This window comes from Pseudorhodoferax aquiterrae, from assembly GCF_014652235.1.
Classification (GTDB): Bacteria; Pseudomonadota; Gammaproteobacteria; order Burkholderiales; family Burkholderiaceae_C; genus Pseudorhodoferax; species Pseudorhodoferax aquiterrae.
In genome coordinates, this window is sequence record NZ_BMYK01000021.1 from 87,609 (window position 1) to 109,487 (window position 21,879).

The following is a 21,879-nucleotide window of genomic DNA, read 5'->3' on the forward strand; positions in this document are numbered from 1 at the left end:
CAACGCAGCGCGCAGCGCGGAGGTTTCGAAATGAGCCGTTACGCCATCGGCATCGACCTGGGCACCACGCACAGCGCCCTGTCCTGGGTCGACCTGCAGGCCGAGGCCGCAGCGCCCGAGATCCTGCCCATCGCGCAGCAGAGCGGCCCCGGCGCCGTACAGGACTACGCGCTGCTGCCGTCCTTCCTGTACATGCCGAACGCGAGCGAGTTCGCCGCGGGCGACCTGGCCCTGCCCTGGAACGCCGCGCCCGCCCACATCACGGGCGAATGGGCGCGCAGCCACGGCGCGCTGACGCCGATCCGCCTGGTCTCCAGCGCCAAGAGCTGGCTGGGCCATGGCGGCGTGGACCGGCGCGCCGGCATCCTGCCGGCCGACGCGCCGCCCGAGGTCGAGCGCATTTCGCCGCTGGCCGCCAGCACGCACTACCTGCGCCACCTGCGCGAGGCCTGGAACCACCGCCATCCCGAGGCGCCGTTCGACCAGCAGGCCGTCACGGTGACCATTCCGGCCTCGTTCGACCCGGCCGCGCGCGAACTGACGGCCGAGGCCGCCCAGGCCGCCGGCATGCATGCCATCACGCTGCTGGAGGAACCCCAGGCCGCGCTGTACAGCTGGATCGCCGGCAGCGCGGGCGACTGGCGCAAGCAGGTGCAAGTCGGCGACATCATCCTCGTCGTCGACGTGGGCGGCGGCACCAGCGACTTCTCGCTGATCGCCGTGACCGAAGAGGCCGGCAACCTGCAGCTCAACCGCGTGGCCGTGGGCGAGCACATCCTGCTGGGCGGCGACAACATGGACCTCGCGCTGGCCCATGGCGTGGCGCGCGGCCTGGCGGCCGAGGGCAAGACGCTGGACCCCTGGCAGATGCGCGCGCTGACCTACGCCTGCCGCCTGGCCAAGGAGCAGCTGCTCAGCGACGACAGCCTGCAGAGCGTGCCGCTGGTCGTGCCCAGCCGCGGCTCCAGGCTCATCGGCGGCTCGATCAGGACCGAACTGCAGCGCGAACTGCTCACCACCATCCTGCTCGAAGGCTTCTTCCCGGCCGTGGCCAGCGATGCACGCCCCGTGAGCCGCCCGCGCGCCGGCCTCACGCAGATCGGCCTGCCCTATGCCCAGGACGCGGCCGTCACGCGCCACCTGGCCGCGCTGCTGGGCCGCCAGCTCGGCGCGACGGCGCAGCTGCCCGGCTTCGCGCAGCCCGAGGGCGCGCGCTTCCTGCATCCCACGGCCGTGCTGTTCAACGGCGGCGTGTTCAAGTCCGGGCTGCTCGTGGCGCGCGTGCTGGACACCCTGAACGCCTGGCTGGCGGCCGACGGCGCGCCCGCCGCGCGGCTGCTGCAGGGTGCCGACATGGACCATGCGGTGGCGCGTGGCGCGGCCTACTACGGGCAGGTGCGGCGCGGCCAGGGCATCCGCATCCGCGGCGGCACGGCCCAGTCCTACTACGTGGGCATCGAATCGAGCATGCCGGCCGTGCCGGGGCTGGAGCCGCCCGTGCAGGCGCTGTGCGTGGCGCCCTTCGGCATGGAGGAAGGCACGGAAGCCCCGCTGCCGCCGCAGCAGCTGGGTCTGGTGGTCGGCGAATCGGTGCGCTTCCGATTCTTCGGCTCCTCGGTGCGGCGCGAGGACCAGCCCGGCACGCTGCTGGACTTCTGGTCGCCCGAGGAGCTGCAGGAGTTGGCGGGCATCGAGGCCACGCTGCCCGCCGAAGGCCGCGCCGTGGGCGAGGTCGTGCCCGTGCAGCTGCGCGCGCGCGTGACCGAGATCGGCACGCTGGAACTGCTGGCCGAGGCGGCCGGCGGGGCGCACTGGAAGGTGGAGTTCGACGTCCGCGCGGACGGCACGGCTTGACCTCGTGCCCGCACATGGCGATGGGCATTGGCATGGCGCGGACCTGCGCTGTTCACAAACTTGCTAACATCGCGCATGCCGTTCGAGATCAGCTACTTCCACGGGCGCGTCTTGGCGGAGATCACGGCCTGGCCTGCCGATGTGCTGGCCGACTACGCCCGGCTCGTTGAGCTGCTGGCCGCGCACGGGCCGAGTCTGCGCCTGCCGCACTCGCGCGCGTTCGGCGATGGCCTGTTCGAACTGCGGCCGCGTGGACGCTCGGGCATCGGCCGGGCGTTCTACTGCTTTCTCGTGGGCCGGCGCGTCGTGGTCCTGCATGCGTTCATCAAGAAGTCGCAACAGACATCGGACGCTGAACTGAAGATCGCGCGCAAGCGCCTCAAGGAGTTGCAACATGGCTGAGCTGAAGTACAAGCCCGTTCGCCACGACCACGCCGCGTTCCTGGCCGAGGCCCGGCAGCGCCCCGGCTTCACCGAAGCCTACGACGCGCTCGCGCTGGAATATGCGCTGGCCGACCAGATGCTCAAGGCGCGCGCCAAAGCCGGGTTGACGCAGGATGCGGTCGCCGAACGCATGGGCACGACCAAGAGCGCCGTCTCCCGGCTCGAGGCGGCTGGACGGCACACGCCCTCGCTGGCCACGCTGAAGAAGTACGCCGCGGCCGTCGGCTGCGACCTGCAGGTGAAGCTCGTTCCCCACAAGCTGGCATGACAGGGTTCACCTGCGCGCACGGCCCCCAGTGGTCGGTCCCCACGGATCGGCGCGCCCCTTGAGCGCCGCCTTCCGCATCGGCATCGACCTGGGCACGACCCACACCGTGCTGGCGTTCGCACCGCTCGGTGCGGACGGCATCGAGGTCTTCCCCATCCCGCAAAGCATCGCGGCTGGCGAGGTGGCGCCGCGGCCGCTGCTGCCCTCGCTGCGCTTCCATGCGGCCGAGGGCGCGCTGGCGGCGGCCGACTTGCCCCTGCCCTGGCCGTCGGACGAGCCGGCCATCCTGGGCGCCTTCGCGCGCGAGCTGGGCCAGCAGACGCCGGGGCGGCTCGTGGCCAGCGCCAAGAGCTGGCTTTCGCACCCTGCGGTGGACCGCACGGCCGCCATCCTGCCCTGGGGCGCGAGCGACGACGTGGCCAAGGTCTCGCCGCTCGAGGCCAGCGCGAGCTACCTGCGCCACCTGCGCCAGGCCTGGGACCAGGCCCATCCCGAGGCACCGCTGGCCGCGCAGCCCACCGTGCTCACGGTGCCTGCCTCATTCGACGACGGCGCGCGCGAGCTCACGCTGCAAGCCGCGCGCCTGGCCGGCCTGGGGCCGGTCCACCTGATCGAAGAGCCCCAGGCCGCGTTCTACGACTGGGTTCACGCCCACCGTGCCGACCTGGCGCAGCAGCTGGCCGGCACGCGCCGCCTGCTCGTGGTCGACGTGGGCGGCGGCACCACCGACCTCACGCTGATCGAGGTGACGCTGGACGCGCAAGGCCGACCGCAGCTGGCCCGCACGGGCGTGGGCGACCACCTGGTGCTGGGCGGCGACAACATGGACCTCGCGCTGGCGCGCTGGATCGAGCCGCGGCTGTCCGGCGGCCAGCCGGGCGTGCGGCTCAGCGCCATCCAGCTGGCCCAGCTCACGCAGCGTTGCCGCAGCGCCAAGGAGCGTCTGCTGGCGCCCGATGGGCCGACGGAGACCACGGTCACGCTGCAGGGCAGCGGCAGCCGGCTGATCGGCGGGGCACGCTCGGCCCTGTTGTCGCGCGCCGACGTGGACCGCCTGCTGGTCTATGGCTTCTTCCCGCAGGTGGCGGCCGACGCGCAAGTGCAGCGCGCCCGCGGCGCGCTGGTCGAGTTCGGCCTGCCCTACGCCAGCGATGCGGCCATCACGCGCCACATCGCCGCCTTCCTGCAGCGCCAGGGCGGCGCCCTGCCCGACACCGTGCTGCTCAACGGCGGCGTGTTCCATGCGCAGGTGCTGCGCGAACGCCTGCTGGCCACGCTGCGCAGCTGGCAGCCGGCCGGCGCCACGCCCATCCGCCTGCTGGACGCAGCGCGGCTGGACGCCGCCGTCGCGCGCGGGGCCGTGGCCTATGCCATGGCCCGTGCGGGCAGCGCGCCGCGCATCCGCAGCGGCGCCGCGCGCGCCTACTACCTCGCGCTGGAGGACGGCCAGGGCATCTGCCTGCTGCCCCATGGCACGCCCGAGGGCGAGGCCGTGCGGCTCGCGGGCCGGCGCTTCGGCCTGCGCCTGGGCCGGCCGGTGCGCTTCAACCTCGCCACCAGCGCCGTCGACCTGCGGCACCGGGCCGGCGAGCTGGTTGCGCTGCAGGAAGGTTTCCAGCGCCTGCCGCCGATCGCCACCGTGCTGCAAGCCCGGGCCGGCGCCGCCGGCGAGGTGCAGGTGCAGCTCGAGGCGCAGATCACCGAAGTGGGCACGCTGGAGATGCACTGCGTGGCCGCCGACGCACCGCGCCAGCGCTGGCAGCTCGCGTTCCAGCTGCGCGGTGACGCGGCCGCGCAGGACGCCGATGCACCCGTGGCCGCGCACCCGCGCCTGCCCGAGGCCCTGGCCGCCATCGACCGCGTCTACGGCGACAAGAAGCAAGGCGTGGACGCCAAGGAAGTGCGCCAGCTGCGCGCCACGCTGGAGCGCCTGCTCGGCGAACGCGCCACCTGGCATGCCGCGCTGCTGCGAACGTTGTTGGGCGCGCTGCTGCAAGGCGCCAGGCGCCGGCGCCGATCGCTGCAGCACGAGCGCAGCTGGTTCAACCTGGTCGGCTTCACGCTGCGCCCGGGCTATGGCGACCCGCTCGATGGCTGGCGCATGGCGCAGATGTGGGAACTGTTCGGCCCCGGCATCGCGCACAGCCACGACAGCCAGCAATGGTCGGAGTGGTGGACGCTGTGGCGCCGCATCGCGGGCGGTCTCGATGCCGAGCAGCAGCAGATGGTCTACGAGGTCATCGCCTATTACCTGCAGCCGGCGGGCGGCACCGAGCTGCCCAGGCCCGAGGGCCCGCCCATGCAGGCGCTGGACGAGCTGCTGCGCATGGCCGCCTCGTTCGAACGCATCGCGCTCGCGGACAAGGCCCGCTTCGGCGGCTGGCTGCTGCAGCGGCTGTCCCAGGGACCCACGGCCGAACTGTGGTGGGCGCTGGGCCGCCTGGGCGCGCGCCAGCCGCTGTACGCCAGCCTGCACCATGTGCTGCCGCCCGCCACCGCGCAGGACTGGCTGGTCCGGGTTGCCGCCATCGCGCCGGACTGGGCCCGCCACGAGGCCGCTGCGTTCGCCGTGGCCCAGATCGCGCGGGCCACGGGCGACCGCGCACGCGACCTGCCCGAGGCCTTGCGCCTGCAGATCGCCGACCAGCTGGACGCGGCCCATGCAGCACCCAGCTGGGCCGCCATGGTGCGCGCGGTGACGGTGCTCGAGGAGGCCGACCAGCGACGCGTGTTCGGCGAGGCCCTGCCACCCGGACTGGTGCTGCTGCGCGGGTGATCCGATCCGGCGGCGGCCGCGTACTGCGGACAACCCACCGGAGCCCTCCATGCCGCTGCCCCAGATCGCCATCGCCTACGTCGCCACCGCTTTCGTCTTCCTCGCGCTGGATGCGGTCTGGCTGGGTAGCATGGCCGAGCGCCTGTACCGTCCGGCCATCGGCCACCTGATGGCCGAGCGCTTCGCCATCGCGCCGGCCGCGCTGTTCTACCTGCTCTACGTGGGCGGCATCGTGTTCTTCGCCATCGGGCCGGCGCTGGAGGCACGCCGTCCGCTGCTGACGGCCCTGGGCCACGGTGCGCTGCTGGGCCTCGTGGCCTACGGCACCTTCGACCTGACCAACCAGGCCGTGCTCAGGGACTGGCCATGGCATGTGACGCTGGCCGACCTGGCCTGGGGCAGCTTCGTCACGGCGGCAGCGGCGGCGGGCGGCGCGGCAGCCGCGCCCTGGCTCCACGGCTTGCTGGCGAAGGGCTGATCGATCAGACCTTGACCGGATAGCCCAGCTCGACGTCGCAGACCGGCAGACCGCCCCGCACGCCGATGTTCTCCGGCGGCAGCTCGTGCAGCCGGATGAGGACACAGGGCCCCGGAATCCCGAAGCGCTCCAGCCCCTGGACCAGCAGCTGGTAGAGCCTGCGCTTGGCCGCGACAGAGCGGCCTGGCAGCACGAAGATGCTCACGTTGGTCAGCCGCTCGGGGTCGGGGCAGTCGGTGCGCCCCAGGAAGCGGTGCGGCGCATGCACGACGAGCGTGACGTTGCGGTGCACCGGCGACACCTTGAAGGCCTGCACGATGGCCGCGTGGACCGTCTCCAGCAGCTGGACTTCCACATCGGGCGCGTAGGTGGTCCGGATCTCGACGATGGCACTGGGCATGGCCGGCATGGTAGCCAGCGCAGCGCTGCTACATCCCGACCAATGCCCCGAGACGGCGCGCGAACCAGCCGTCGAACTCCAGCCGTCCCTCGATGGAGGCCAGGCAGACGCATTCGCTGCCGGCCTGCACCACGGGCTGGTGGTGCACCTGGGTGTCGGCCGCGTCGAAATCGCCGGCGCTGAAGTGGGCGCGGCCGTCGTGGAAGCTGCCATGCAGCACCTGCGTCAGCTCGCGGTCGCTGTGGGTGTGCTGGGCCAGGTACATGCCGGCGGCGATGCGGAGCAGCACCACGTTGGCCGAGGGATCGCGCGGAACGCGCACACGCGCGTAGCGCATGCCCGGCGCCATCCAGCGCCAGCGCGTGATCCGGCAACCGGCCAGCGCGCGCGGCCAGTGGGCGCCGGCCGGCAACGGCGGCAGCCCGCGCACCGGCACCGGAGTCGGCGCCGGGGGCGGCGCGTCGATGGCCGCCAGCGCGCGTGCCAGCGCATCGGCATGCAGCTCTGCGGGCGGCAGTTGCTGCAGCAGCGCGCCGCCCGCGGTCTCGAGCAGGCGCAGCTGCTCGCGGCAGTGCGCGCAGCCCTCCACGTGGGCGCTGAGCACCAGCGCAGGCGCAGTCGGCAACTGCCCGGCTGCAAGGGCCAGCAACAAATCGTCGCCGGGGTGGTGTCGGATGCTCTCGGAACTCATGGCGTGGGGTCTTCGAACGCGGCCAGCAGGCGGCGCAAGTGGTTCACGGCCAGCCGCACGCGCGACTTCACCGTGCCCAGGGGGATGCCCAGCCGCTCGGCGATGCGCGCATGGGGCTGGTCTTCGTAGTAGGACAGCTGCAGCACGAGCACCTGCTCGGCCGGCAGCTGGCGCAGCGCGGCCTGCACCTGGCGCTCCATGCGCAGGGCATGCAGCTGGGCCGCGGGTTCGGGCGCGCCATCGGCCAGGGCGTCCATGTCGACCCCGTCCTCCTGCAGTGCGGCGGCGCCGCCCTGGCGGCGGAAGCGGTCCACACGCAGGTTGCGCGCGATCGTGAACACCCAGGTCGCGGCCCCAGCCTGGGCCGCATCGAACAGGGTGGCCTTGCGCCACAGCTGCACCATGGTTTCCTGGGCCAGGTCTTCGGCCAGCGCATCGTCGGTGCCGGCGCGCAGCAGATAGCTCTTGATGCGCGGCGCGAAGTGGGCGAACAGCTGGGCGAAGGCGGCCCGGTCGCCTGACTGCGCGACCGCACGCACCCAGCCGGCCAAGTCTTCGGGACTGGGCGGCGCGTTGCGGGATCCAGGCGGGGGCACGATGGACAGATGGGAAGGGCGCAGCCCTGGCGCGACGGGTTCCGTCGGCGCGGGGGACGCGGGCTGCTGCGGGTGCATGGTCCATCTTACGCAGCCCGCGCGGCGCTGGATCACCGGGAGATCCAAATCGGCTGCCGGCGCGTAGAACGGCGACAACATGGCCGCAAGGCTTCCAAGGATTTCGCGCATGCAGCCAGCACACACCTTGTCCCACACAGCGGCCGCCACGGCCGGCGGCCGGCGCCTGCGTGTCGCCGTGGTCGGCAGCGGCATCGCCGGCCTCTCGGCGGCCTGGCTGCTGGGCCAGCGCCATGAGGTCCACGTGTTCGAGGCCGACCGGCGCGCAGGCGGCCACAGCCACACGGTGGATGCACCCGGCCCGGGCGGCACGGTGGCCGTGGACACTGGCTTCATCGTCTACAACGAGCCGGCCTACCCCAACCTCACCGCGCTGTTCGCCCATCTGGGGGTGCCGACCCAGGCCACCGACATGTCCTTCGGCGTGAGTCTGGACGGCGGCGCCCTCGAGTACGCAGGCAGCAACCTCAACAGCCTGTTCGCCCAGCGCAGCAACCTCGTGCGCCCGCGCTTTTGGCGCATGCTGCGCGAACTGCTGCGCTTCTACCGGGAAGCGCCCGGCGATGCGGGGGCCGCGGGCCTGCAGCCGCTGGACGACTACCTGGACCAGCACGGCTACGGTGCAGCGCTGCGCGAGGACCACCTGTACCCCATGGCCGCGGCGATCTGGTCCACACCCGCTGCGCAGGTGGGCCGCTACCCCACGGCCGCCTTCGTGCGCTTTTGCCAGAACCACGGGCTGCTGCAGGTGAATGGCCGGCCGCAGTGGCGCACCGTGCAGGGCGGCAGCCGCAGCTACGTGCGCCGGCTCACCGAGGGCCTGGGCGACCGCCTGCACCTGGACAGTGCCGTGCTCGAGGTGCAGCGCGACGCGGCCGGCGTGCGCTTGCGCACGCGCGAGCGCTGGCATCCGCAGCGCTTCGACCAGGTCGTGCTGGCCTGCCACGCCGACCAGGCCCTGCGTCTGCTGCCCGACGCCACGGGCGAAGAGCGCCACCTGCTGGGCGCCTTCGGCTACAGCCGCAACCTGGCCGTGCTGCACAGCGATCCCGCACTGATGCCCAGGCGCCCCGCCGTCTGGTCGGCCTGGAACTATCTGGCCGACCGTGCCCGCCCCGACGCGCTGTGCGTCACCTACTGGATGAACCGGCTGCAAGGCCTGCCGCAGCATCGCCCGCTCTTCGTCACCCTGAACCCGCTACAGCCACCGCGGCCCGAGCACCTGGTGCGCACCGAGGTCTACGAGCACCCGCTGTTCGATGCCGAAGCGCTGCGCGCCCAGGCCAGGCTGTGGTCGCTGCAGGGGCAGCGGCGCAGCTGGTTCTGCGGTGCCTACTTCGGCGCCGGCTTCCACGAGGACGGACTGCAGGCCGGACTGGCCGTGGCCGAGGCGCTCGGCGGCGTGCGCAGGCCCTGGACGGTGCCCGACGAATCCGGCCGCATCGTGCTGCCGGCGCAGCCAGCCACCGCATGAACAGCGCGCTCTACACCGGCCAGGTGGTGCACCAGCGCCTGCGCCCGCTCAGGCACCGCCTGCGCTACCGCGTGTTCTCGCTGCTGCTGGACCTGGACGAGTTGCCGGCCCTGGCGGCGCGGCTGCGGCTGTTCTCGCTGGACCGCTTCAACCTGTTCAGCTTCCATGGCGCCGACCATGGCGCGGGCGAACCCGCCGGCCCGCGCGCGCACGTGGAACGCCAGTTGCGTGCCGCCGGCCTGGCGCCGGGCGGCGCGATCCGGCTGCTGGCCATGCCGCGCATCCTGGGCTATGCCTTCAATCCGCTGGCCGTGTACTTCTGCCATGCACCGGGGGGCGCGCTGCAGGCCATCCTCTACGAGGTCAACAACACCTTCGGCGAGCGCCACAGCTACCTGATCCCGGTCGACGCCGCGCAGGATGCACAGTGTGTAGCGCAGGCCTGTGCCAAGCGCATGCACGTCTCGCCCTTCTTGCCGCTGGACATGCACTACCGCTTCCGCGTGCGGCCGCCGGGCGAGCGGCTGGGCATCGGCGTGCAGACGCACGATGCCGAGGGCGCCGTGCTGCTGGCGCAACTGGACGCGCAGCGCCGCCCGCTCAGCGACGGCAGCTTGCTGCGCGCCTTCTGCACGCATCCGCTGCTCACGCTCAAGGTCATTGCCGGCATCCACTGGGAAGCGCTCCAGCTGTGGGCCAAGGGTGCGCGCCTGCATCCGCGCCCGCCGGCACCGGCCGAACCCGTCACCTTCGTCATCCGCGACACCACGCCATGAAGCCAGGCACCGATACCCTGTCCAGCGCCGCTGCGGCACCCCCCCTGTCCACCCACTGGCAGCACCGGCTGCTGCGCCGCCTGCTGCACACCCAGCTGGCCGACCTGGCCTGCGGCGAGCTCACGGTGGTGCTGCCGCACGGCGAACGCGTGCACGCGCGCGGCACCGCGCCGGGCCCGCAGGCCCAGCTCGTGCTGCACCGCTGGCGACCCCTGTGGCGCCTGGCCGCGGAGGGCGACCTCGGGCTGGCGCGCTCGTACCGCGACGGCGACTGGTCCACCCCCGACCTCGTGGCGCTGCTGCAGTTCGGCGCGGCCAACGACCAGCAGGCCGGGCAGCGCCTGCAGGGCAAGGCCGGGGCGCGCTGGCTGGCGCGGCTGGCCCATGTGCGCCGCGCCAACACCCGGCGCGGCAGCCGCGACAACATCGCCTTCCACTACGACCTGGGCAACGACTTCTATGCCCAATGGCTGGACGCGAGCATGCTGTACTCCAGCGCGCTGTACCGGCGGCCCGAGGCCACGCTGGAAGAGGCGCAGGCCGAACGGCTGGACCGCATCGTCGCGCTCGTCGATGCGCCGCCGCAGGCCGACGTGCTGGAGATCGGCTGCGGCTGGGGCGCGCTCGCGCTGGCCCTGGCGCAGCGGCGCGGGGCGCGGGTCACCGGACTGACCCTGTCCACCGAGCAGCTCGCCTTCGCGCGCCAGCGCGCGCTGGCCGCGGGTTGTGCGCAGCAACTGGACCTGCGCCTGCAGGACTACCGCGACGTGCAGGGCCGCTACGCGCGCATCGTCTCCATCGAGATGGTCGAGGCCGTGGGCGAGGCCTGGTGGCCGACCTACTTCGCCACACTGCGCGAGCGGCTGGCGCCGGGCGGGCACGCGGTGCTGCAGGCCATCACCATCGCCGATGCGCATTTCGAGGGCTACCGGCGCGGCGCCGATTTCATCCAGCGCTACATCTTCCCGGGCGGCATGCTGCCCTCGCCCTCCGCGCTGCGCGAACAGGCGGCACGCGCCGGTCTGGTGCTGCAGGAGGAACTGCTGTTCGGCCAGAGCTACGCCGCCACGCTGGTCGAGTGGCGCAGGCGCTTCCTCGCGGCCTGGCCGACCATCGCGGCCCAGGGGTTCGACCTGCGCTTCAAGCGGCTCTGGGAGTACTACCTCTGCTACTGCGAGGCCGGCTTTCGCAGCGGGCGCGTGGATGTGGGCTTGTACACGCTGCGCCATGCGGAGGATGCGTCGGCCGCCAAGGCCCCGGGCTGATCGAACAAGCCGCGGCGATAACGTGACGCTGAGGCGCAGCGGTTGCTGCTCCACAGGCCGGCATCCTGACCGGGCCCGGCTTGCCCCGCTCGGGCGCGGCATTCATCGGCCCGCAGGGCGCCGACATGCGCTGACCAGCGTGCATGCGCCGCACGGCCCGGCGCCGCATGGCAAGGGCCGGGCCTTCAGTCGATGCGCGCCAGCGGCGCCCCGGCCGTCACGTACGCGCCCGGCGCCGCCAGCCGCGCCAGCGTGCCGGCGCGCTGCGCCAGCACCTGCGTCTCCATCTTCATCGCCTCCATGACGGCGACGAGCTCGCCCTGCGCCACGGTGGCGCCGTCCTCCACCTTCCAGGCGGCCACCGTGCCGGCCACCGGCGCGGTCAGCACCGCGGGGTCTGCAGCAGGCTCGGCCGGCACAGCGGTGGCCGGCGACGCCGCCGCGAGGCCGCCCAGCAGCGCGGCCGGCAGGCCCAGTTGCACGCGCCGGCCATCGATTTCGATGGCCGTGCGCAGCAAGGCCGGGTCGGGCGCGCGGGTGGCGGGCACGGCCGCGGCCAGGTCGTTGGCGAAGTCGGTCTCGATCCAGCGCGTGTGCACCGCAAAGGCCTCGCCCGTGAAGTCCGCATGGTCCATCACGGCGCGGTGGAAGGGCAGGACCGAGGCCAGGCCTTCGATGCGGAACTCCCCGAGCGCGCGGCGCGCCCGCGCGATGGCCTCGCCACGCGTGGCGCCGGTCACGATGAGCTTGGCCATCAGCGAGTCGAAACTGCCCGGCACCACGGAGCCCGCGACCACGCCCGTGTCCACGCGCACGCCGGGGCCGCCGGGGGCCTCGAACACCGTGACGGGGCCCGGTGCCGGCAGGAAACCGCGGCCCACGTCCTCGGCATTGATGCGGAATTCGAAGGCGTGGCACTTGGGCACCGGCGTCTCGGTGATGGACAGGGGCAGGCCATCGGCCACGCGCAGTTGCTCCACCACGAGGTCGATGCCGGCGGTCTCTTCCGTCACCGGATGCTCGACCTGCAGCCGCGTGTTGACCTCCAGGAAGGAGATCGCCCCCGTGGCGCTGAGCAGGAATTCCACCGTGCCGGCGCCCACGTAGCCGGCGCGCGCACAGATGTCCCTGGCGGACTGGTGGATGCGCGCGCGCTGCGCGTCGGTCAGGAACGGCGCCGGCGCCTCCTCCACGAGCTTCTGGTTGCGCCGCTGCAGCGAGCAGTCGCGCGTGCCCAGCACGACGACGCGGCCGTGCGTGTCGGCAATGACCTGGGCCTCGACGTGGCGCGGCTTGTCCAGGAACTGCTCGACGAAGCATTCGCCGCGCCCGAAGGCGGCCACGGCCTCGCGCACGGCCGAGGCGTAGAGGTCGGCCACCTCGTCCATCGCGCGCGCCACCTTGATGCCGCGGCCGCCGCCGCCATAGGCCGCCTTGATCGCGATCGGCAGGCCATGGCGCTCGGCGAAGGCCAGCACCTCGTCGGCGCCCTGCACCGGGCCGGGCGTGCCGGCCACCAGCGGCGCACCGACCTCCAGCGCGAGCTTGCGCGCCTGCACCTTGTCGCCCAGGGCCGCGATGGCGGCGGGCGGCGGGCCGATCCAGGTCAGGCCGGCGTCGATCACGGCCTGGGCAAAGCCGGCGTTCTCGGACAGGAAACCGTAGCCGGGGTGGACGGCGTCGGCGCCGCTCTTGCTGGCGATGTCGAGCAGCTTGTCGATGCAGAGGTAGGTGTCGGCCGGGCGGCTGCCCGAGAGGCCCCAGGCCTCGTCGGCCACACGGGTGTGCAAGGCATCCAGGTCCGGGTCTGCGTAGACAGCGACGGACTGCACGCCATAGTCGGCGCAGGCACGGGCGATGCGCACCGCAATCTCGCCCCGGTTGGCGATCAGGACTTTCCGCATGCCGCCGGGCCGCCCCAAGGCATGCGGCGCCCCCTCGGGGGGCAGCGAAGTACGCGCAGCGACGAGCGTGGGGGTCATGTTCATGGTTCGATGGGCGCGAACGCGCGGATGGGGTTGAAGCGGATGCGGGCGCCGATCGGGATCTGCCCGGCCAAGTCGAGGTGGTGCGGTGCGACGGCCGCGATCACGGGGTAGCCGCCCGTGAGCGGATGGTCGGCCAGGAACAGCACGGGCTGGCCGCTGGCCGGCACCTGGATCGCGCCCAGGGCCGTGCCTTCGCTGGGCAACTCGTCGTGCCGCATGCGCGCGAGCGCCTGTGCGCCGGCCAGGCGCAGCCCCACGCGGTTGGACTGGGGCGTGACGGTCCAGGTCTGCGCGGCGAACAGCGCGACCGCCTCGTCGGTGAACCAGTCGGTGCGCGGGCCGGGCACCACGTCGAGCACCACGACCTGCTGCATGTCCGGCAGTGGCGGCGGCAGCTCGGGCGCGCCGACCACACCGTGGGCGGTGGGCTGCACGGCCAGTCGCTCGCCCGCGCGCAGCGGCAGCGGCCCCACCTTGGCCAGCGTGTCGGTGGCGCAACTGCCCAGCACGGGCGCGACCGCGAAGCCGCCGCGCACCGCGAGGTAGCTGCGCAGGCCGGCCTCGGGCGCGCCGATCTCCAGCAGGTCGCCATCGGCCAACGCGAAGGCCTCGTGCCGCAGCAAGGGCCAGCGCCGGCCGGCGGCATCGCTGCGCGTGAGCGGCCCCCGGGCACCCGCCACCGCCAGCACCGTCTCGCCGTGGCTGCGCAGCGCGAAGCCGCCGTCCACGATCTCCAGCACCGCGCTGCCTGCGGCATTGCCGACCAGCCGGTTGGCCATGCGCAGCGCGCCCTGGTCGAGCGCGCCCGAGGCCGAAACGCCCTGCCCGGCCTGGCCATGGCGGCCCAGGTCCTGGAACAAGGCCTGCAATCCCGGCCGCAGGATCTCGAGCGCGGGGCCGTCCGCGGCAGCCGCAGGGGCAGGCGCAGCGGCGGGCGCGCTGCTGCGCGCCGGCCGCGGCCGGCCCGTGGCATCGACGAAGCGCACGCGAAAGCCGGGCTGCAGCAGCGCGGGCACCGCCCGCGCGAGATCCCACATGGGCGTGTCGGTCACGCCGATCAGCTGCCATCCGCCCGGGCTCTGCTGCGGATAGACGGCACTGAAATCGCCGGCCAGCGCCACCGACCCGGCCGGCACCTGGGTGCGCGGCGTCTTGCGGCGCGGCACCACCAGGCGCGGGTCGCCACCGCTCAGGTAGGCGAAGCCCGGCGCGAAGCCCGTGAAGGCCACGGTGTACTCGCTGCCGGTGTGCCAGGCGATGACCTGCTCGCGCGTGGCGCCCAGCAAGCGGGCCACTTCGTCCAGGTCTTCGCCGCGGTAGTCCACGGGGATCTCGACCAGCTGGCCCCTGCGCTCTGCCGCCCGGTCCAGCCCACGGCCCGCGATGGCCGTGGCCAGAGACTGGGCCGACACCGCGCTGGGCCGGAAGCGGACCAGGATGGTGCGGGCCGCGGGCACGAGTTCCTCCACGCCGGCCAGCGGCTGTTCCTGCAAGGAGGCCAGCAGCGCCAGCGTCTGCGGCAGGTCGTCGAGCTCGACCAGCAGCGCGTCCAGGTTGACGGGCAAAAAACGCATCATGCGGCGAAGGCCTGCACCGCCACGCCGGCCTGCTCGAGCACTGCGCGCACCTCGCGCGCCATGGCCACGGCGCCCGGGCTGTCGCCGTGCACGCAAATGGAATCGGCCTGCACGCGCACGCTGCTGCCGTCGATGGCCTCGACCACGCCTTCGCGCGCGAGCCTCAGCATGCGCGCGGCCACGGCCTGCGCATCGTGCAGCACCGCGCCCTTCTCGCGGCGCGAGACCAGCGTGCCCTCCGGGGTGTAGGCCCGGTCGGCAAAGGCCTCGGACACCACGGTGAGGCCGGCCTCGCGCGCCCAGTTCACCAGCGGTGCGCCGGCCAGCGCGACCAGCACCAGCGTCGGGTCGATGGCGCGGATCGCGGCGATCACATCGCCGGCCTGGGGCCGGTCGTGCGCGATGGTGTTGTACAGGGCGCCATGGGGCTTGACGTAGCGCACGCGCGTGCCGGCGACCTTGGCCAAGCCCTGCAGCGCGCCGATCTGGTAGATCACGTCGGCCTGCAGGTCGGCGCTGGCCACATCCATGTTGCGCCGGCCGAAGCCGGCCAGGTCCGGGTAGGCCACGTGGGCGCCCACGGCCACGCCGCGCGCGGCGGCCGCGCGCAGCGTCTGCAGGATGCCGGCCGCGTCGCCGGCATGGAAGCCGCAGGCCACGTTGGCACTGGAAACGATGGACAGCATGGCGGCGTCGTCGCCCATGGTCCAGGCGCCCAGGCTCTCGCCGAGGTCGCTGTTGAGGTCGATGCGCATGGGGTTCCTTTCAATGCAGTTGGCCGCCGACGGCGACGATGTCTTCGGTGACGGCCAGCGCCGTGCGCAGCGTCACGCGCAGGGCCTGGACCTGGGTGTCCAGGGCCATGCTGGGCAGGCCCGGGTGGCGGGCGGCCTGCTCGGGCAGGGCCGGCACGTGGACGAAGCCGCCGCGCACGCCGGGCCGCTCGGCCAGCCGGTGCATCAGCGCGTAGAAGACATGGTTGCAGACGAAGGTGCCGGCCGTGTTGGAGACCGAGGCCGGCAGGCCCGCGGCGCGCAGGGACTGCACGATGGCCTTGACCGGCAGCGTGGAGAAGTAGGCGGCCGGCCCGCCCTGCACCACGGCCTGGTCCACGGGCTGGCGACCGGCGTTGTCGGGGATGCGCGCGTCGTCGCAGTTGATGGCCACGCGTTCGGGCGTCCATTCGCTGCGGCCTGCGGCCAGACCCAGGCCCACGACCAGCCGCGGCTGCCACTGCGCCAGCGCCTGGTCCAGCCGCTCGACCGCCAGGCCGAAGACGCAGGGCAGCTGCACGGCACGCACGGTGGCACCGCCGCCATCCCAGCCGTCCAGCGCGCGGGCGACCTCCCAGGACGGGTTGACCGGGTCCTGGTCGAAGGGCTCGAAGCCGGTCACGAGCACGGTGGGCGGCACAGCGGGTCGGGGCATGGACATCTGCATCCTCGGTGGCAAGGCGATCAGTCGACCTTGATGCCGGCCTCGTCGATCACCTTCTTCCAGCGGGCCGCGTCGGACTTGATCAAGGCCGTCAATTGTGCGGGTGCGCCGCCCACCACCTCGAGGTTCATCTCCGCGAGCCTGGCCTGCACGTCTTTCTCGGCCAGGATCTGGTTGATGCTCTGGTTGAGCCTGGCCACGATGGCCGCCGGTGTGCCGGCCGGCGCGACGAAGCCGTACCAGAAGGTCACGTCCAGATCCTGGCCGCCCGACTCGGCCACCGTGGGCAGCTCGGGGTAGCTGGCCAGGCGCTTGCCGCTCGTGACGGCCAGCGCGCGCAGCCGCCCGCCCTTGACCATGGGCATGGCCTCGGGCACCAGCGCCATCATGAGCTGGGCCTGCCCGCCCATCACGTCCTGCAGCGCCGGCGCGCCGCCCTTGTAGGGCACGTGCACGGGGTCGACGCCGATGGCGCGCTTGTAGTACTCCATGCCCAGGTGGCTGGGCGTGCCGGCGCCGGCCGAGGCGTAGCTCACGCTGCCCGGCTTGCTCTTGAGGTAGCTGCCCAGTTCGGCCATGGTCTTCACGGGCACGGAGGGATGGACCACCACCACGCTGGGCACGGTGGCGGCCAGCACGATGGGCGTGAGGTCCTTCTGCACGTCGTAGGGCAGCTTGGGGTAGAGCCCGGGGTTCACGGCCAGGCCGCTCAGCGTGGACAGCAGCAGCGTGTAGCCGTCCGGCGCCGACTTGGCGACATGGGTGATCGCGATCTGCTCGCTGGCGCCCGGTCGGTTGTCCACCACGGCCGGCTGGCCCAGCTGCTTGCCCAGACGCTCGGACACCAATCGCGCCAGCGTGTCGGTGGAGCCGCCGGCCGCATACGGCACGACGATGCGGATGGGCTTGGCGGGGTAGTCGGACGCGGTGGCCCCAAGGGGCAACCAGGCCAGCAGGGCAGCGGCGGCGAGCGCGGGGATGCGGTGGAACATGCAGGACTCCAGGCAGGAGGGACGAGGAATGGACAACAATCTCAAATGAATGATGGAACATTGAAATTCAGATTGTTGAACAATCGTAGTTTCGGCAGTCACGCAAATCAAGTCCCTGTCCCAAAATTCTTTTGAAGTGCTCAACACCCCGGGCGGCCGTGCTTTCTGCTAAAAGCCTGCTCCATGCCAACCGCTGCCCCCGACACCGCTGCAGACGCCAACCTCGCCGAACGCCTGGCGGCCCGCTTGCGCCAACAGATCGCCGCAGGCGAACTCGCCCCAGGCCAGCGCCTGCCCGAGCAGAGCCTGAGCGAGAACCTGGGGGTCTCGCGCAACACGCTGCGCGAGGCCTTCCGCATGCTCACGCGGGACGGGCTGGTCACGCACGCGCCCAACCGGGGTGTCTGCGTCGCGGTGCCCAGCATCGCGTCCATCATCGACATCTACCGCGTGCGCCGGCTCATCGAATGCCAGGCCCTGGCCCAGGCCTATCCGCGGCACCCGGCCAAGAAGCGCATGCGCACGGCGGTGGAAGCCGCCATGGCACGCCGCGCTGCGGCCGACTGGCCGGGCGTGGGCACCGCCAACATGGACTTTCACATGGCGGTCGTCGAACTGGCCGACAGCGAACGGCTCAACGGCATGTTCAAGCCCATCCTGGCCGAACTGCGGCTCGCCTTCGGCATGCTGCAGGACGCCGAGTTCCTGCACGCGCCCTATGTGGACATGAACGTGAAGATCCTGGAGCTGACCGAGGCCGGCCGCTACGCCGAGGCCGCGGCGGCGCTGCAGGACTACCTGGTGCATTCCGAGCGCATCGTGCTGGCGGTCTATGCGCGCCGGCTCGCGGAGACCGGCGCGCCCGGCTGAAGGGGCATTGGCCCGCCGGCCACAATCGGTGCATGCCTTCCCGCTTCGCCCGCCGCACCGCCCTGCTCTCCGCCGCCAGCCTGCTGGTCCCGCCCGCGCTGCAGGCCGCACCCGCCAGGAAACAGCCCCCTGCGCCGCCCGACATGTGGCCGCGCCCGGCCGCGGTGCCCGGTGGCGTGGCCCGCCTGTCGCTGGGCCCGGCCCCCACGCGCCCGCAGGCCCATGCTGGCGATCTGCCGCTGCTCGTGCTCGGCGACGCCATCGAATGGACGGCCCTGGTGGGCATTGCGCTGGCGGCCCAACCCGGAGAAGCCGCGATCAGCGTTTCCATGCCCGGCGCGGCGCCGCGGCGCCTGCCCTACCGCATCGCGGCCAAGAAGTACCAGGAGCAGCGGCTGACGGTCTCGCCGCGCACCGTGGACCTCTCGCCCGAAGACCAGGCCCGCTATGAGCGCGAACGCGAACACCTGGCCGGCGTGATGGCCACCTTCAGCCCGGCCGTGCCCGCGCAGCTGCGGATGCGGGTGCCCGTGCCGGGCCGGCGTTCGAGTTCCTTCGGCCTGCGCCGCGTGTTCAACGGCCAGGCCCGCAATCCGCACAGCGGCATGGACATCGCGGCCGCCACGGGCACGGCTGTGCGGGCACCGCTGGACGGCCGCGTGATCGACGTCGGCGACTACTTCTTCAACGGCGGCACGGTCTGGCTGGACCATGGCGCCGGCCTGCTGAGCATGTACTGCCACCTGAGCGCGATGGACGTGAAGCCGGGCGACGCGCTGCGCGCGGGCGAGGCCTTTTGCAAGGTGGGCGCGACCGGCCGCGTGACCGGACCGCACCTGCACTGGTCGGTGATGCTGAACCGGGCGATGGTGGACCCGGCGCTGTTCATCGACGTGTGAATCAGGGCCGCACCAGCGGCGTGGGCTGCGTCAGCACCTCGGGCCGCAGGATGGCGTCCAGCTGCTCCTTGGTCAGCAAGCCCTTGGCCAGCACGATGGCGTAGACGCTGCCGCCCGTGGCATGCGCCTCCTGCGCCACGGCCGTGGCGTTGGCGTAGCCGATGTAGGGGTTCAGCGCCGTCACGATGCCGATGGAGTTGGCGACCAGGCCGCGCAGGTGCTCGGCATTGGCCGTGATGCCGTCCACGCAGCGCGAAGCCAGCGTGAGGCAGGCGCTGCGCAGGTGGGCCACGCTCTTGAACAGGCTGTGCGCGATGACGGGCTCGAAGGCGTTGAGCTGCAGCTGCCCGGCCTCGGCCGCGAAGCTGACCGTGATGTCGTTGCCGATCACCTCGAACGCGACCTGGTTCACCACCTCCGGGATCACCGGGTTGACCTTGCCCGGCATGATGCTGGAGCCGGCCTGCATGGGCGGCAGGTTGATCTCGTTGAAGCCGGCGCGCGGGCCGCTGGACAGGAGGCGCAGGTCGTTGCAGATCTTGGACAGCTTGACGGCCACGCGCTTGAGGACGCCGGACAGTTGCACGAAGGCGCCGCAGTCCTGCGTGGCCTCGATCAGGTTGGGCGCGGTGACCAGCGGGATGCCGGTGATGCGCTGCAGGTGCTTCAAGACAAGCGGCGCATAGTCCGGGTGCGCCGTGATGCCGGTGCCGATGGCGGTGGCGCCCATGTTGATCTCGCAGATCAGCAGCACGGCCTCGCGCAGGCGCTGCTGGTCTTCCTCGATCATCACGGCATAGGTGCCGAACTCCTGGCCCAGCGTCATGGGCACGGCGTCCTGAAGCTGGGTGCGGCCCATCTTGAGGATGTCCTTGAACTCCTCGGCCTTGCGCGCGAAGGACTGGCGCAGCACCTCCATCGCGTCGACCAGGCCGGCGATGCCGAACCAGGTGGCGATCTTGAGCGACGAGGGGTAGACGTCGTTGGTGCTCTGGCCGATGTTGACCTGCTCGTTGGGGTGCAGATGCTGGTACTGGCCCTTGGCATGGCCCAGCAGTTCGAGCGCGCGGTTGGCGATGACCTCGTTGGCGTTCATGTTGGTCGAGGTGCCGGCGCCGCCCTGGATCACGTCGACGACGAACTGCTCGTGCAGTTGGCCGGCCAGCAACTCGTCGCAGGCGGCCGAGATGGCCTTGCAGCGCGTCTCATCCAGCAGGCCCAGCTCGTGGTTGGCGTGGGCCGCGGCCTGCTTGACGCACGCCAGGGCCTTGATGAGTTCGGGATAGATCGAGATCGCGGTGCCGGTGATCGGGAAGTTCTCGACCGCGCGCAGCGTGTGCACGCCGTAGTAGACCTCGGCCGGCACCTCGCGGTCGCCCAACAGGTCGTGCTCGATGCGGAACGCGGGGGTGCTCATCTGGAATCTCTTGGGTGGTGGTCGCCCCAGTGTAGGAGCGCACCTACGGCGCGTACATGCCGAGTTTGCATGCCGGCTTGCCGGGCTCAGACATGCCGCGCCAGCACGGCCGCGAGGCGCGCGAAACCGGCGCGGATCTCGGGTTCGGTCACCGCGCCGTAGCCCAGCACCAGGCCTTTGTGCGGCGCCGGCCGGCGCAGGCTGTACATCGACAGCGGCCGCGTCATCACGCCGGCGGCCAGGGCTTGGTCGGCTACGGCGGCATCGTCCACCGCATGCGGCAGTCCCAGCACCAGGTGCAGCCCGGCATCGCTGCCCAGCAGCGGGAGGCGTGTGCCGAAGCGCGCCGTGACGGCCTCGATCAGCGCGGCGCGGCGCGTGGCGTAGACACTGCGCATGCGCCGGATGTGGCGCGCGTAGTGGCCCTCGCGCAGGAAGCGCGCCAGCACCACCTGCTGCAGCGTCTGGCCTTCGCGGTAGAGCTCGTTGAGCGCACGCGTGAAGCTCTCGACGAGGTCGCGCGGCAACACCAGATAGGCCAGGCGCAGCGAGGGGTACAGGGTCTTGGAGAAGGTGCCGAGGTAGAGCACACGGCCCTGCTCGTCCAGGCCCTGCAGCGCAGGCAGCGGCCGGGCGGCGAAGCGGAATTCGCTGTCGTAGTCGTCCTCGACGATCCAGACGCGGTGGCGCGCGGCGTAGTCCAGCAGCTGGCGGCGCCGGCCGTGGCTCATGAGCACGCCCGTGGGGTACTGGTGGGCGGGCGAGAGGAACATCAGCCGCGGCGGCTTTTCCAGCTGCGGCGCGCTGGGCGCCAGGCCTTCGGCGTCCAGATCCACGGGTTCCAGCGTCAGGCCGGCCGCGCGGAACATGGCGCGCGCGCCCCAGTAGCCCGGGTCCTCGAGCCAGACCCGGTCGCCGCTGTCGGCCAGCAGATGCGCCACCAGGTGCAGCGCCTGCTGCGTGCCGCTGGTCACCACCACCTGGGCGGCATCGCAGGCCACGCCGCGCGTGCCGCCCAGGTAGTCGGCGATGGCCTCGCGCAAGGCCGGGTGGCCGGCGCCCGTGGCATAGCTCAGATGGGCCGGCTGCACCTCGCGCCAGGCCTGGCTCTGCAGCCGGCTCCAGACCTTGGCCGGGAACATGCGCACCTCGGGCACGCCGGGCGTGAACGCACCCCACTGCAAAGGGCTGGCCAGCGCGCCCTGCACCAGGTCGGACCCGCGCAGCGAGAGCGGCGAGGCGTCCGCACCGCCGCCGCGCGGCGCGGCACGCACACGGCCGACGAAGCCCGGCGCCGCCTCGGCCACGTAGGTGCCGCGGCCCACGCCGGCCTGGGCCAGGCCTTCCAGCACGAGCTGTTCGTAGACCTGCACGACCGTGTTGCGTGCGATGCCCAGGGCCTGCGCCATGGCGCGCGTGGGCGGCAGCTTGAGACCCGGCGCCAGCGTGGACTGGCGAATGCCGCCCTGCAGGATGCGGTAGAGCTGCTGGTGGTTGTACTCGCCGTTGCCGGGCGCGAACTGCTGCAGCACGAAGTCTGGCAGTGCCTGCGCTTCCTGGCCTGAAATTGGCTCCATTGAATATAAGAAAGTTGGTTCT

At 72.3% G+C, this 21,879-nt stretch carries 20 protein-coding genes; 10 read left to right on the top strand and 10 right to left on the bottom strand.

Annotated elements, in window-relative coordinates; genetic code table 11:
* Positions 1-30 precede the first annotated feature (30 nt).
* From IE209_RS24770 to IE209_RS24790, 5 genes are all read left to right on the top strand, one after another.
* On the top strand, positions 31-1,854 hold the full coding sequence (locus IE209_RS24770; protein WP_189689551.1) for an Hsp70 family protein: 1,824 nt from the start codon (positions 31-33) through the stop codon (positions 1,852-1,854).
* 75 nt (positions 1,855-1,929) lie between these two features.
* Complete coding sequence (locus IE209_RS24775) at positions 1,930-2,256, top strand: type II toxin-antitoxin system RelE/ParE family toxin (protein WP_189689552.1); 327 nt, start codon at positions 1,930-1,932, stop codon at positions 2,254-2,256.
* Positions 2,249-2,566 (top strand): helix-turn-helix transcriptional regulator, encoded by a 318-nt coding sequence (locus IE209_RS24780; protein ID WP_189689553.1) that lies wholly within the window; start codon positions 2,249-2,251, stop codon positions 2,564-2,566. The genes IE209_RS24775 and IE209_RS24780 overlap by 8 nt, the downstream gene beginning before the upstream one ends.
* A gap of 58 nt (positions 2,567-2,624) precedes the next feature.
* A complete protein-coding gene (locus tag IE209_RS24785) occupies positions 2,625-5,342 on the top strand; it encodes an Hsp70 family protein (protein WP_189689554.1) in 2,718 nt (905 codons plus the stop codon).
* 49 nt (positions 5,343-5,391) lie between these two features.
* Positions 5,392-5,820: a DUF2177 family protein gene (locus IE209_RS24790; protein WP_229883028.1), complete on the top strand. Its 429-nt coding sequence runs from the start codon at positions 5,392-5,394 to the stop codon at positions 5,818-5,820.
* A 4-nt stretch (positions 5,821-5,824) separates the two neighbouring features.
* On the opposite strand, the gene IE209_RS24795 is transcribed toward IE209_RS24790, so the two are convergent.
* Genes IE209_RS24795 through IE209_RS24805 form a run of 3 tightly spaced genes read right to left on the bottom strand, consistent with a single transcriptional unit; the run spans position 5,825 to position 7,462 of the window.
* On the bottom strand, positions 5,825-6,220 hold the full coding sequence (locus IE209_RS24795; protein WP_189689555.1) for a tautomerase family protein: 396 nt from the start codon (positions 6,218-6,220) through the stop codon (positions 5,825-5,827).
* A gap of 28 nt (positions 6,221-6,248) precedes the next feature.
* A complete protein-coding gene (locus tag IE209_RS24800; RefSeq protein ID WP_189689556.1) occupies positions 6,249-6,911 on the bottom strand; it encodes a ChrR family anti-sigma-E factor in 663 nt (220 codons plus the stop codon).
* The gene (locus IE209_RS24805; RefSeq protein WP_229883029.1) at positions 6,908-7,462 is read right to left on the bottom strand and encodes a sigma-70 family RNA polymerase sigma factor; all 555 of its coding nucleotides are present in this window, start codon (positions 7,460-7,462) and stop codon (positions 6,908-6,910) included. Before IE209_RS24805 ends, IE209_RS24800 begins: the two co-directional genes overlap by 4 nt.
* 232 nt (positions 7,463-7,694) lie before the next feature.
* Here IE209_RS24805 and IE209_RS24810 point away from each other — a divergent pair, with 232 nt between their 5' ends.
* From IE209_RS24810 to IE209_RS24820, 3 genes are read left to right on the top strand one after another with little or no spacing between them, the layout of a single operon-like run.
* Complete coding sequence (locus IE209_RS24810) at positions 7,695-9,059, top strand: NAD(P)/FAD-dependent oxidoreductase (protein ID WP_189689558.1); 1,365 nt, start codon at positions 7,695-7,697, stop codon at positions 9,057-9,059.
* Positions 9,056-9,835 carry a DUF1365 domain-containing protein gene (locus IE209_RS24815; protein WP_189689559.1) on the top strand — a complete coding sequence of 260 codons (780 nt, stop codon included), beginning with the start codon at positions 9,056-9,058 and terminating at the stop codon, positions 9,833-9,835. Before IE209_RS24810 ends, IE209_RS24815 begins: the two co-directional genes overlap by 4 nt.
* The gene (locus IE209_RS24820; protein ID WP_189689560.1) at positions 9,832-11,100 is read left to right on the top strand and encodes an SAM-dependent methyltransferase; all 1,269 of its coding nucleotides are present in this window, start codon (positions 9,832-9,834) and stop codon (positions 11,098-11,100) included. The genes IE209_RS24815 and IE209_RS24820 overlap by 4 nt, the downstream gene beginning before the upstream one ends.
* A gap of 185 nt (positions 11,101-11,285) precedes the next feature.
* Here the strand turns inward: IE209_RS24820 and IE209_RS24825 are convergent, their stop codons facing one another.
* From IE209_RS24825 to IE209_RS24845, 5 genes are all read right to left on the bottom strand, one after another.
* Positions 11,286-13,004: an acetyl/propionyl/methylcrotonyl-CoA carboxylase subunit alpha gene (locus IE209_RS24825; RefSeq protein WP_189689578.1), complete on the bottom strand. Its 1,719-nt coding sequence runs from the start codon at positions 13,002-13,004 to the stop codon at positions 11,286-11,288.
* A gap of 80 nt (positions 13,005-13,084) precedes the next feature.
* On the bottom strand, positions 13,085-14,662 hold the full coding sequence (locus IE209_RS24830; RefSeq protein WP_189689579.1) for a 5-oxoprolinase subunit B/C family protein: 1,578 nt from the start codon (positions 14,660-14,662) through the stop codon (positions 13,085-13,087).
* The gene (locus IE209_RS24835) at positions 14,662-15,420 is read right to left on the bottom strand and encodes a LamB/YcsF family protein (RefSeq protein WP_189689561.1); all 759 of its coding nucleotides are present in this window, start codon (positions 15,418-15,420) and stop codon (positions 14,662-14,664) included. The genes IE209_RS24830 and IE209_RS24835 overlap by 1 nt, the downstream gene beginning before the upstream one ends.
* A gap of 10 nt (positions 15,421-15,430) precedes the next feature.
* Complete coding sequence (gene pcp / locus IE209_RS24840) at positions 15,431-16,093, bottom strand: pyroglutamyl-peptidase I (RefSeq protein WP_189689562.1); 663 nt, start codon at positions 16,091-16,093, stop codon at positions 15,431-15,433.
* Positions 16,094-16,122: 29 nt separating this feature from the next.
* Complete coding sequence (locus IE209_RS24845; protein ID WP_189689563.1) at positions 16,123-17,094, bottom strand: Bug family tripartite tricarboxylate transporter substrate binding protein; 972 nt, start codon at positions 17,092-17,094, stop codon at positions 16,123-16,125.
* Between the two features lie 183 nt (positions 17,095-17,277).
* Here IE209_RS24845 and IE209_RS24850 point away from each other — a divergent pair, with 183 nt between their 5' ends.
* Together IE209_RS24850 and IE209_RS24855 are read left to right on the top strand one after the other, a co-directional pair.
* On the top strand, positions 17,278-17,964 hold the full coding sequence (locus IE209_RS24850) for a GntR family transcriptional regulator (protein ID WP_189689564.1): 687 nt from the start codon (positions 17,278-17,280) through the stop codon (positions 17,962-17,964).
* 32 nt (positions 17,965-17,996) lie between these two features.
* Positions 17,997-18,863 (top strand): M23 family metallopeptidase, encoded by an 867-nt coding sequence (locus tag IE209_RS24855; RefSeq protein WP_189689565.1) that lies wholly within the window; start codon positions 17,997-17,999, stop codon positions 18,861-18,863.
* A 1-nt stretch (position 18,864) separates the two neighbouring features.
* On the opposite strand, the gene aspA is transcribed toward IE209_RS24855, so the two are convergent.
* Both aspA and pdxR read right to left on the bottom strand, forming a co-directional pair.
* Entirely contained in the window at positions 18,865-20,280 is a 1,416-nt protein-coding gene (gene aspA, locus IE209_RS24860) for an aspartate ammonia-lyase (RefSeq protein ID WP_189689566.1), read from the bottom strand.
* An 86-nt stretch (positions 20,281-20,366) separates the two neighbouring features.
* Positions 20,367-21,857 (bottom strand): MocR-like pyridoxine biosynthesis transcription factor PdxR, encoded by a 1,491-nt coding sequence (pdxR, locus tag IE209_RS24865; RefSeq protein WP_189689567.1) that lies wholly within the window; start codon positions 21,855-21,857, stop codon positions 20,367-20,369.
* Positions 21,858-21,879: the final 22 nt, after the last annotated feature.